Origin of the sequence: Methylobacterium sp. J-077 (genome assembly GCF_022829365.1) — a bacterium.
Taxonomy (GTDB): Bacteria; Pseudomonadota; Alphaproteobacteria; order Rhizobiales; family Beijerinckiaceae; genus Methylobacterium.
This window is the reverse complement of record NZ_JAKSYJ010000063.1, coordinates 1-11,386: the sequence shown is the minus strand read 5'-3', so window position 1 is coordinate 11,386 and position 11,386 is coordinate 1. Positions and strand designations below refer to the sequence as shown.

Below are 11,386 nucleotides of genomic sequence, written 5' to 3'. Positions count from 1 at the left end.
CTACAATCCGCTGCGCCGGCACTCGGCGCTCGGCTACCGCTCGCCCGTCGTCTACGAGAATGAAACCCGCTCCGACCCGTTGCCCGAGACCCCGCTTAGCCAAGCCCCCTGAACCGTCCACAGAAAAGGGGCAATCCCAATTCCTCGACGCGATGCGCCGTGGACGCATCACGGCGATCACGCGTCTGTGGCTCGACGCGGCGCTCTACGAGCCGGCCCCACCGCGGCCGCCCGGCACGAACGGACGGCCCCGCACCAAGGGCGTGCGACTGCCCACGCTCCCCGTGACCCTCACGGCTGAGGACACCCTCTGGCGTCGCCTCACCGTGCCAGGCTGGTACGGGGCGGGCGAGCGGGTCATTGAGATCGCCTCCGGCACCGCGGTGTGGCGGCACGGGGGGATGCCGGTCGTGCCGATCCGCTGGGTGCTCGTGCGCGATCCCGCCAAACGCTTCGCGCCTCAGGCCCTGCTCTGCACCGACCTCGCTCGCGAGCCGGCCCAGGTCGTGTCGTGGTTCGTGCGGCGCTGGAGCGTTGAGGTTACCTTCCAGGAAGTCCGCGCCCATCTCGGCGTCGAGACCCAGCGTCAGTGGTCGGACACGGCGATCGCCCGCACCACGCCCTGCCTGCTCGCCCAGTTCTCAATCGTCACTCTGCTGGCTGGGCGGCTCCCGGCCCGTCAGCGGCGGGCGGTCGCCACGGCCGCATGGTACCCCAAGCCACGCCCCACCTTCGCCGATGCCCTGGCCGCCGTGCGCTGCGCGATCTGGCGCCAGCGGGCTTTAGCGACATCACCACGCCGACGCCTTCAGACAAAACCCCGCTTCCGCCTGCCAGCGCCCTGGGCCTACGCCCTCTGCCACGCCGCATGAATGGCCAAAGTCGAGCTAAGTGAATGTCAGCCCCGCATTATCCACGCACGGGAGGACAGCCGCCTCACCCATTGTTTCGCCGCGCCACACTCTGCAGCGGTCGTTGTGTGCTCCAGTCGCAGAAAAGGCATATGGTCTCAATGTGTACAAAACCCGACGCCAACTTTTGACTCGGCCACCTCGTCACGGGAACGCCACGTGCGGAACGGACACTTGCAAGAGGTATTCGAGTGTGCTCATAAAGGCGCTTAGCTTTCGATGACAGCATATGCCATGAGGATCCTTCACCTTGTAAACCACTGCCGGCTGGGACATGGAAATGTTCACGCAGCAGTAGACTTAGCGTGTGTTCAGTCAGCTCGCGGCGACACTGTTTATTATGGCAGCGAGGGCGGCGAGCTCCATAATCTTTTGATTCAGGAGAAAGTACGCCGGGTCAATTTGCGACAGAGGAGCCGCAATCCCCTGATCCTCCTACGCTCATTAGTGCACCTCGTTCAGATCGTTAGGCGCGATCGGATCGAGGTCGTCCACGCGCACATGATGTCCGGTGCAGTTCTTGGCTATTTGGCCACCCGAGTCACGCGTGCGAGGCTCGTGACAACGGTGCACAATTCCTTCGATCGCCATTCGATGATCATGCGCCTCGGGGATCGAATCGTCACCGTTAGCACGGCTGAGCGCCAGAACATGATCAAGCGAGGCTTTTCAGCGGCTCGCCTAACTTCCATCGTGAACGGTCCGCTGGGCGGAGCGCGGGAGCGCTTTTTTCAGAAACAGGATAGCCTTGATCTACCCCATCCAAACGTAACGACCGTCTGTGGCCTTCACGCTCGCAAAGGCGTTGATTATTTGATTGAAGCGTTCAAACTTGTTCAAAAGGAAACTCCGTGTTTCTTGAATATCGTAGGCGACGGGCCGGATCGAAAGCGTCTTGAGGCGGTCGCTGTGGCGACCGGGTTTGCTGACCGGATTCGCTTTCACGGGTCGCAAAGCGATCCCCGTCAGATTCTTCGCGCTAGCGACATTTTCGTACTCGCCTCGCTGGCCGAGCCTTTCGGATTGGTCAATATAGAGGCTCGATCGGTCGGGTGCGCCGTGATCGCGACGGCAGTGGGAGGCGTGGCTGAAGCGCTGGACGGTGGTTTGGCCGGAACTCTCGTTCCCCCTGGGGACGCCCCCGCGATAGCCCGCGCGATCTTCGACCTCCTAAGCGACGCTGACAAGCTGAGGCAAGGACAGACGAGCGCGCTGAGGAACCTAGAAAGATTCGGTGTTGAGCGCCTCTACGAGGAATACCGCGATGTCTACGAGACACTGACGGGTCCGCCACGATCCGCCGTCGTAGCTGATCCATCTGCGTGAGCATTCCGGCCGCGGGCACGCTGCAAACATAGTCCGGTAATGATACCATAGATGGCGCCGACACCGACGCCGAAATCCGGAGATGTCCCAGACACGCCCGCCAGACCGCAGGCGACGACGATGCTCGCCTTGAAACCAAGGACTGTCTCCGCCGTCATATCCCGCGGCAGGGCTCGCATCAGGGTTTGTGCAACGAACAGCATCATCAACCCCCCGCCGATTAGGCCGGCGTTGCTGAAGAGGGCGACGAACCAGTTCGAGGCACGCGCCGAACCAATTCCCACGCCGAAACCTTGGGTTTCCCAAAAAGCACGTAGAGCCGTCTCGTTCCACATCATACGCTCCAGATACGACGCGGAACCGACTTTCTGGAACAGCACCACATTGATCATCTCGCGCACGCCATCGATCGCTTGCGGCACGAACAGCAGGAGGGCAGCGAGACCCGCGCTGATCGCGAACGCGCCCATAATCTCGGGCAGCTTTATACCACGACGGCGCGAGCGAGCAGAAAACAGCCGGCGAAGGGCATTGAGGAAGAACAGAGCGAAGCAGAGACCCAGCCCGACATAGGCTGTGGATGAAGTCGATAACGCTGCTAGAATCAGCAACGTAAGCGTGGTCGCGCCGGCCACAAAACGCGTCGTGCCCGACCAGCCGGGCAAGCAAAACGCGATGGTGGCGCCGTAGAGTACGCAGAGCGCGCCGAAAGCCGACGCCTCCGGCATCAGGCCAACAAGACGCTTCACGCCAATGACCTCGTCGCTCGTCAACAAGGTGTAGCTTACAGTCCGAAACGCATCCAGCGCTTCCGGAACCCCGATCGTGTTGACGACGAGAGATAGAAGCCCGCTCAGCGCTACGGTTACAGCACCGGCAAGGACAGCATTGCGCAACATCGGCAGCAAGCGGGGTTGCTCGGCGAGCAGGCTGAAGATTAGGACGGCGCCAACCGACAGTGTTAAATAGGCAGTCTGCGTGAGATTGTAGGTCCCCGGCCGCAGAGGCGACGCTCCTTCCTGAGCGGCCGACATGGTGATAACGTTCACCCGATCTCGAAACAGGACCGGCATTATCGCCGTCGTGAGCACGCTCGTTCCGAGAAACAGGGCTAGGATCCCGAGCCGGCGCGGGTTCGTCAGCAACTCGACGCTTCTCGCCAGAGCTGATGGTGTCGCGAGAAGCCGCGCAAGGATCGCCGCCGCCAGGACGGGCTGCGGCAGGAGGTTAACCCCGCCCACCATCTCAACCGGGACGATGGCAAGCGATCCAAAAGCCGCGGCGGCGAAGAACATGTAAATTAGCAGAGGACCGGAGCTGAGCAGACCGGCGGTTAATAACATCCAGAAGACCGGGACGGGCCACGTCATATGTTGCACCTCAGTTTCGGTCGACGCGCCACGCCCAATCAACTCTGCTCTTACCGTTCGAGCAGTAGGGGCGCGAGTATCTCGGCCGCCGGCTCTGGTACTGGCTCCGGTTTAGCAAACAAGGTCTTTCGGCGCACGAACAGAACCAACGCCATCATGGTGGTCACCAGTCCCTCCGTGACGGTCGCCGCCACAGCAGCGCCGACGGCTCCGTGAAAAAAGCAAAGGATAGGCAAGAAGATTAAGCTGCAAAATCCCGCACCGAGCGTGATGATGGTAAACGATCGGGAGAACCCCAACGGGATCAGCATCTGCATACCAAACACATTACTCAAGCCGACTAAGAACGGGATCGGCGCCAACGCCTGGACTACGGGCACGGCATCCACGAATGCCGGCCCGAGGAAGCGAGTTACGACGAAGTCGGCAGCAAAATATTGACCCAGGCTCAAGAAAAAGGTTCCACCACCCTGCACGAGTAGGATGAGACCGATCAGCGTCTTGGCGCGGAGCGGGTTCGTAACGACCAAATTGTTCACGCGAGGAAACAGGGCGGTACTCACCGGCCCGGTAACCCCTTGAACGGCCCGACGAACCCGGTCGGCGCCGCTGTAAAGCCCGGCCGCGGTAGCACCGGAGATTGCACCGAGGACGAGTACGTTGCCCTGACTGTATAGGCTGATCCCGCCCGTTGACAGAAATAGCGAAGCGCCATCCCTGATCTGCTGACAACTGCGTGCCGGCGAGAACGTCACCGGTCGGAGGTCGAGAACCTGCCCGGCCGCCCACAACGAGGCGATCGCCGATATTGAGAAGCTGCCACCCTGGATGGCCGCGGCGACCACGACGTCGTCGGGACCGTGCACGAAGACAAACGTCAGAGGGATGGTGAGCACGCGCCCGGCCAGAGAAGCAAGCGCAAAGCTCATCATCCGCTCCAAGCCCTGCAAAAGCCAGCTCGCATTCAAAACTCCAAAAATCACTTGCAACAGGAAGGCGAGGACTATCGGCAAGATTTTTTTCAAATCCGGAAAGAACAATATAAATAGCAGGAAAATAGCCGCCATGACGCAAACAAGAATGAATTTCGCGAGTACGACATCCCAAAATAATTGGCGCAAGACGTGTACTTGACCGGAATTTTGAGCGACCTTCTGGGTCGCGCTGAGGCTGAACCCCCAATCGACGACGAGAGATATGTAGCTCACCACCGCACCTGCGAGGCCGAGCCATCCGAATTCTTGCACGCCAAGCACACGTGCCAGATAGGGCGTCGTAATCAGCGGAATCAAATAGATGCTACCCTGCCAGATCGTCAGGGTGATGACGTTCAAAATCAATCGCATGATGTCATGATGTCCGGTCTCGGGGCGCCTCTATCCGGAAGGTTTTCGACTGGCTCGGCGTAAACGGCTTGCCTTAAAGCCTCGTGGACGTCCCTGAATGCACCGCGGTCGCGGATGGATTTAGGTCGTCGTCGTTCCAACGCGGACAAAAAAGATGTCTCTGACTTGCTGTGTGAAGGCGGCGCGCTCTCCGGCGATGAAGCTCCGATATGGATCCTGTGCGGAGCGATGACGATCGAAGTCTGAGAAAATATCGGCGATCAGTGCGGGAAAGCGCTCGCGCAACGTGGCATCGATGGCGAGCTTATAGCGTGCGGCAAGTGGAACGTCTTGATCATTCGCCGCAGAGCCGCGCGCGCCGACGATCACAACGACCCCCAATGCAGCAGCCTCGCGCGGCAACCGGTCTTTTCCAGGATGTTCACCGAAATCAATGTAGATCTTGGCCCGTCGGAAAGTCTGTTCGACCTCCTCCTTGTTCATGTTGATGATTGGTACGAAGGTCAGACCCGGGCAGCTCTCGCGCAGCATTTCTGTCACGGCGAGGCCCTTCTTCGGGTTGTAAAGGATCATATCCTCGCGCGATGCACTGTCGACGGGATTGGCCTCGGTCGAGAGATAATCGGAGAGTAGCACCCCCTCAACTTTGCGCTCCGCAAGTCGCAGGCGAGCGTAATCCGATTGGAACAGGTGACGAACCCCGAAAATTGTCATCACCTGGATCAGGGCGCTCTTGTAACTGTTGGCGATAAACCGCCCTGCCCCGGTCGGACGCCGACTCGTGAAAAAGTCGAAACTCAGCCACCAGATATGGCGCTCAGCCGGACTTCGCAGAGGCAATTCGCGCACGAGGGTTTCGGGCGCCACGATACAGTCCTCCTCACCGACAGGCAGATCGTGAACCGACGCGATGTCATAGCCGCTGTAGCGTTCGGGCACGGGCGCAGCGGCCTCCGGCCGATAGGCGATCGCCGCGTCACCGCCCATGGTACGGATCTCGTGCACAAGTTGATGCAGAAGTTCTGGTCCGCCGGTAGTGATACCGGACGGTGCGAGTACGACCACTTTACGGTATCGCGCTTGATGCACTGGGCTAGGTTCAGTCATGACGATCCCAACTTGGAGGACATCGGCGGGGAGAATCTCAAGCCGAAAACGCCAAGGATAATATCCTTGAATAACACGTTTAGCCCGAGTCCGCCGCGTGTCACCGGCCGATAGAGTCGCTCGGCGAGTAAGGCGCACATCCGGCCAATGCGGCCCGTGAATTCGGGGTGTTCGTAGAGTTCGGCTCGCTTTAGGAAGGTCGCGGCGATCTCCGCCCACCACTCGCTGGCGATGCGGGCTTCTGGCGCGAACACGTCATCGGGCTGCCGCTCGGCGACGTCGAGGAAAATCTCGGCTCGATGGGCGGCGATACTCGCATACGTCCTTAATGCCTCAGCCGATCCGACCAACTTACCGCGCAGGCGGGTCATCAGGGATTTTCGCCGGCCACCGTAGAGGTTGGCTCCGTGCTGCCGGTAATGCGCGAGGGGCTCGGCCAGCGTCACGGTGCGGCCGAGATTGGTGCCAAGGACGTAGATCCAGCGGTCGTGGGCGAGCATAGAGCCGCGCGCGTGATTGTCGTAGCCGCGTCGTGCAGGCGCGACGAGATCCAGAAGCCTCCGATCAAAAACCTGCGTGAAGCCGAGGAATACGTCCCATGGGGGCAGCTTTCGCGCGCTCCAAACCCGCGTCTCAGTGATGTTTTGCGATAGCGAGCCGATCGCGATGCCGTCGCCGTCGATGAGGCCGGCGGTATGGGTACACAGCACGGCCTGCTCCTGCTTGAGCACTCCGACGCATCGCTCAAGTTTCTGCGGATGCCAGACGTCGTCTTGATCGCAGAACGCGATGTAGGTGCCGAAGCAGGCCTGAGCGGCGGCGAGGAAGTTGTCGGCATACCCGAGGCGTTCGGCGTTGACTTGGTGACGCACCGGGAACGGAGCCTTCGCGGCAAAAGCGGCGACGATTCGGTGCGTATCATCGTCTGAGCCATCGTCGAACACGACGAGTTCGAACGGTGGCAACGTCTGCTCCGCTAGGCTGGTGAGTTGACGCTGGAGGTAGCCGGACCCGTTATAGGTCGCGAGCGCCACCGAAACGGCCTCCGTGTGAGACGCTGCTGGCTGGGTCATTCGCACGATCGAACCTTTCAGGCCAGGCGCGATGCTTGCCCGCGCCCACCATTCTGCCGGACCGGGGCGATCTGCTTATCGAACAAGGCGATCGCCCGCGCGCAGGCCTGATCCATGTTGTAATAGGCGTAATCACCGAGTCGGCCGGCGAACCAGACCTGGCCGTCCAGTTCCCGGGCCAAATTCCGGTACGGCCGCAGAGCCTCCGAGGTGGCCGTCGTCGGGATCGGATAATAGGGTTCATTCGTCCCGGGCACGTAAGCCTCCGGATATTCTTGGGTGAGAAGGCTCAGTGGCCCCCTGTCGCCTGTCAGATGTTTGGTCTCGGTCACACGGGTGAAATCGAACTCATTCGGATAATTGACCGTTCCGACCGGGAAGGCGAATTCCTGCGAATACGGCACATGCTTAAATTGCAGGCTGCGATAGGGCAACTGGCCGTGAGAATAATTAAAATATTCGTCAATTGGCCCCGTATAAATTACCCTCGCCGATTTGAAGTCACCGCACACATCCTTGTAGTTCGTCGATAATTCGACAGAAATATTTTGATGATTAAGTATTTTTCGAAACATAGCCGTATAACCATCTACCGGCATTGCCTGATAGCTGTCCTGAAAGTACCGGTCGTCACGACTGACGTGGACCGGCACGCGTGCGCTGACCGACGGATCAAGTTCCTCAGGGCGCAGCTCCCACTGCTTCAGCGTGTACGTCTCGAAGACCTTACGGTAGACGTAGTCCGAGAGAAACTTTAGATCCTCGTCAGCGTCGGCGCGCATTTTGAGGATGGGCACCTTTGTGCCGAAGCCATAGCGCGCGACCAGCTTCTCCGACAGGCGGTCAGCCATACCGCTCGGAAAGAGTTGCGCGATCGAATTCAGATTGAAGGGGACTGGAACCAGTTGTCCGTCGATGTGCCCCAACACTTTGTGGAAGTAATTTCGCCATTCGGTGAAGCGCGACAGATAATCCCAGACGCGCTTGCTATTGGTATGAAAGATGTGCGGGCCGTATTTGTGGATGAGCAACCCGTTTTCACCACGATAGTCGTATGCATTGCCAGCGATGTGATCCCTCCGGTCGACCACGAGGACGCGCTCGTCGAGGACCGAGGCGATTCGCTCGGCGACGACGGCACCGGTGAAGCCCGCGCCCACGATAATCCAAGCTGGTTTGCTCATCTCGTACCTTCTGATCCGCTTGCCGATTAGAAGCGGCTGACAGGAATTTGCCAGACCGCATGTGGTGTACGTGACGCGGTCTGAACTGCTATCTACGCCGCGCGCCCGTGACCGACGCGCGTCCGCTCATGTGCCCTGGGACTGGTCTCACAAAGTCTCATTTCGCGCGGTGACAAACTACGTGTGCAGCGCTACGTCCTTCCGGCGGGGACCGTAGGCCACCGGCATAACCGGACCTTGCATGCCGCCGACCTGTGGCGGAGGCAATCCCGACAGCAGGCGATTGAGATCGGGACACAGCCCGGCCTCACCGTGAATTCATCACCACGCCGGCGATCGCGGTCCGCGCAAGCCGGCAACTGTCGATTACCCGCTCAACCTCTGTTTGTGGCGTACTGCCGGCCAGGATGACCACCACGGCCGTGTCGAGGACACTGAACACTTCCCAGCTGTCGGGAAGAGCGGACAGGGGCGGGAAATCGATGATGATGCGCTGATAATTGGCGCGCTCAACGTCGAGGAGGCCGCGCAAGCCGCGGCCAAAGGATGAATTAGACGTGGTTTGCGGATGCGCGGTCATGGGCAGGAATACGAATCCCGAGACGTCCCGGTACGTGGAATAGCGCGACCTTGCGGTGTCATCCACTGAGAAATCATCCTGTTTCATAATCAAGGTGGGAGTGAATTCACGCGTCAATGTGGCGTTCTGGAGGTCACCGTCGATCAGTAGGGTCGTCTCGCCATTCGCCGCAAATGTGCGGGCGAGATGAGCCGCCAGCAGACTCCGGCCCTCCCGGCGGCGGGCCGATAAAATGCCAATGCACTGCGTGTGGGTATCGGGTAGCCCGCCGAATTCGAGCGACGCCCTGATATTATTCACCTTCTGGACGTAGGGAATCGAGGAATTTCCGGCTCGAAGCTTCTGTCGGCCCGGAGTCCAGCGCGCCCAAGCGGGGAGTTCGCCGAGGCAGCTCAGCCCGAGTGCCTGCTGAGCTTGACCCGGCGTGACAAGGCATCGATTCAGACGCTGCCAGCCGATCACCGCCGCAGTACCGAGGAGGAGGCCGAGCGCGGTCGAGAACGCGAAAATCAAAGAAACCTGTGGCGCAGCACGGCCGAGTGGTATCCGTGCCGTATTTAATATCTGAACGTTCGCGCTCGGAAATGCACCCGGTTGAAGGACGCCGGTCTTAATCGCGTCTCGGGCACCTTCAAGTTCCTTATTAAGGTCGTAGAGCGGCGCCTTGAGGAACCCGGCACGTTCCGCGTTGAAGACCTTGGAGGTGAGCTGCCTAGCGACGTAAGCGGCGGTCACTGCGTTCGCGAGGCGCGCGGCCTTTTCTGGATCGAGCGACCGAAAAGTCACGAGTAAGACATAGGATTGGCCGACTCGGCGGACATCATAACTCTGATCGAAGCTCGCAGCCGTTATCGCATCCGCAAGCATCGCTGCATCCGCGGGATCCGCAGATAACTCACTTGGACCAAAAATCCGGGCTTTGAATCGGCCGAGCAGCGATGGGACTGGGCGCGCGAATTCGGGATCTTTGGCCAGAGCGTGCGCCTCGATAACGGTCTTCGAGATGTCTTCCGACTTTAGAACCTGTATCTGGCTCTCAAGCTGCGCGGTATCGATCGTGTATTGTACGTAGTCGCGCTCCGACTGCGCTGCCCCCTGTTGACGTGGATCATAAAGCACCTGCGTCGTGGCGACGAAAATCGAGGGGGCATTTGCGATGTAGAGGGCTGCGAGAAACAGGCTCGCCGCAAGAAAGGCCAGGATGATCGAGCCACCCCGGCGCAGCAGGATGCCGAACGTCTGTCCGTCCGAGTGCTGATCGACCAAACTCTGGACCCGCGTGCCACCGGCGTCGGGCCATGCCATGCGTTGATTCATTGGGTTAGAGCTCGCCCCTGGGCCCAGTATCGCTTATTAAGCGTCACAGATATCTTTTACCCTTCGCTGGTTGCCGTCCAGCTAAGAGCTGTAGAGAAAAACGGTACGACTCTCGCAGTGGCGTCACCTTGCCGTCGGGCACTCGTGGATGTGCAGATCTTTGACCGGAGCGAGCGCTCCGGTCTGATGCTCGTACGCGAATGAGACGGCACCTCGCCGTGAAAGAACAGATGCCATTTCGAATAAAGACACGGTGTGATGCGCCGCTTGCTGTCGCCCGCCCTGTTGTCAGACTGGTGCCCCGTGACGCGCAATTGAGCTCGGGCCCCAAGCTATCGTGGCCGGCCGATCGGAGGGGAATGTCCAGAGCTAGTTCGACTCGGCGTTGGTATCTTAAGGTCGTTGATGCGCTCAGGCTCACGGGCGGGCTGTGCTGGGTTCGACCGCGCCGCGGTATAGGAGCCGCGATAGGCCGTGACCATACTCTCCCGCAACACCGCCGTCGGCACGGGTCGGGCCTGAACAGCATCAACCCTCCGCAACCGGTGGTCCGGATGATCGTTCTCCGACAGATCACTCCCGCGACGAACGGCCTGGATCCCCAGCGTTTCGCTCGTCCTGTCATTGAGCGCTCGAACTCCATGCCTCACGATCTCCATACGCGTCCCCGTCGCCGGACGATATAGGCGATAGGGAACTCTCAGGATGGCATCAATTCTGCGTCGAAGACATCGACTTACGCCCTGACCTTCTTTTTGCACTGCAATATGCGGGTTGGGGCCATGCGTCAACAAACGGTTCGGACGGCAGAGGCTTTGAACGCCAGACTTTGAACGAAAGGATGGACGATCTTATCGTGATATGATCCTGCGGCCGTATTAACTATCTGCCGGGCGCCTTCCTTGACGTGTGCCGTACCCGGCGATTGCATAGCGGGGCGACGGCTGAGGTCAGCGAGCCGATTGATCGTCGGCGACTTCCTCCGCCGGATCGGAATCGATTGCGAGCAGATCGTGGTCGTAATCCGGTTTCTAGAGCCGTGCCCTGGCGGGTTGAATCGCTTGGGGTAGGCGATCGGGCTGGCGTGTGATTCACTGGCTGGGCTTACGAGGGAGGATCGCCAGGCCTTCAGCCCTGTCGGTGCATCTGCGCGCGCGTGTGGTCGCCGCGAT

8 protein-coding genes are annotated in these 11,386 nt (G+C 60.0%); 2 read left to right on the top strand and 6 right to left on the bottom strand.

Annotated features, from left to right (window positions below; translation table 11 throughout):
* Positions 1-152 precede the first annotated feature (152 nt).
* The gene (locus MKL11_RS03930) at positions 153-872 is read left to right on the top strand and encodes a hypothetical protein (protein WP_243940475.1); all 720 of its coding nucleotides are present in this window, start codon (positions 153-155) and stop codon (positions 870-872) included.
* A 273-nt stretch (positions 873-1,145) separates the two neighbouring features.
* Positions 1,146-2,237 (top strand): glycosyltransferase family 4 protein, encoded by a 1,092-nt coding sequence (locus tag MKL11_RS03925; protein WP_243940473.1) that lies wholly within the window; start codon positions 1,146-1,148, stop codon positions 2,235-2,237.
* Here MKL11_RS03925 and MKL11_RS03920 read toward each other — a convergent pair.
* The 6 genes from MKL11_RS03920 to MKL11_RS03895 form a co-directional block, all read right to left on the bottom strand.
* Positions 2,180-3,532 carry a hypothetical protein gene (locus MKL11_RS03920; protein WP_243940471.1) on the bottom strand — a complete coding sequence of 451 codons (1,353 nt, stop codon included), beginning with the start codon at positions 3,530-3,532 and terminating at the stop codon, positions 2,180-2,182. The genes MKL11_RS03925 and MKL11_RS03920 overlap by 58 nt on opposite strands.
* 125 nt (positions 3,533-3,657) lie before the next feature.
* Positions 3,658-4,941: an oligosaccharide flippase family protein gene (locus tag MKL11_RS03915; RefSeq protein ID WP_243940469.1), complete on the bottom strand. Its 1,284-nt coding sequence runs from the start codon at positions 4,939-4,941 to the stop codon at positions 3,658-3,660.
* A gap of 132 nt (positions 4,942-5,073) precedes the next feature.
* The gene (locus MKL11_RS03910) at positions 5,074-5,940 is read right to left on the bottom strand and encodes a hypothetical protein (RefSeq protein WP_243940467.1); all 867 of its coding nucleotides are present in this window, start codon (positions 5,938-5,940) and stop codon (positions 5,074-5,076) included.
* 116 nt (positions 5,941-6,056) lie between these two features.
* Positions 6,057-7,094 carry a glycosyltransferase gene (locus tag MKL11_RS03905; RefSeq protein WP_243940466.1) on the bottom strand — a complete coding sequence of 346 codons (1,038 nt, stop codon included), beginning with the start codon at positions 7,092-7,094 and terminating at the stop codon, positions 6,057-6,059.
* Between the two features lie 56 nt (positions 7,095-7,150).
* Positions 7,151-8,317, bottom strand: a complete 1,167-nt coding sequence (gene glf, locus MKL11_RS03900) for a UDP-galactopyranose mutase (protein WP_243940465.1) — start codon at positions 8,315-8,317, stop codon at positions 7,151-7,153.
* Positions 8,318-8,624: 307 nt separating this feature from the next.
* Entirely contained in the window at positions 8,625-10,202 is a 1,578-nt protein-coding gene (locus MKL11_RS03895) for a Wzz/FepE/Etk N-terminal domain-containing protein (RefSeq protein ID WP_243940464.1), read from the bottom strand.
* Positions 10,203-11,386: the final 1,184 nt, after the last annotated feature.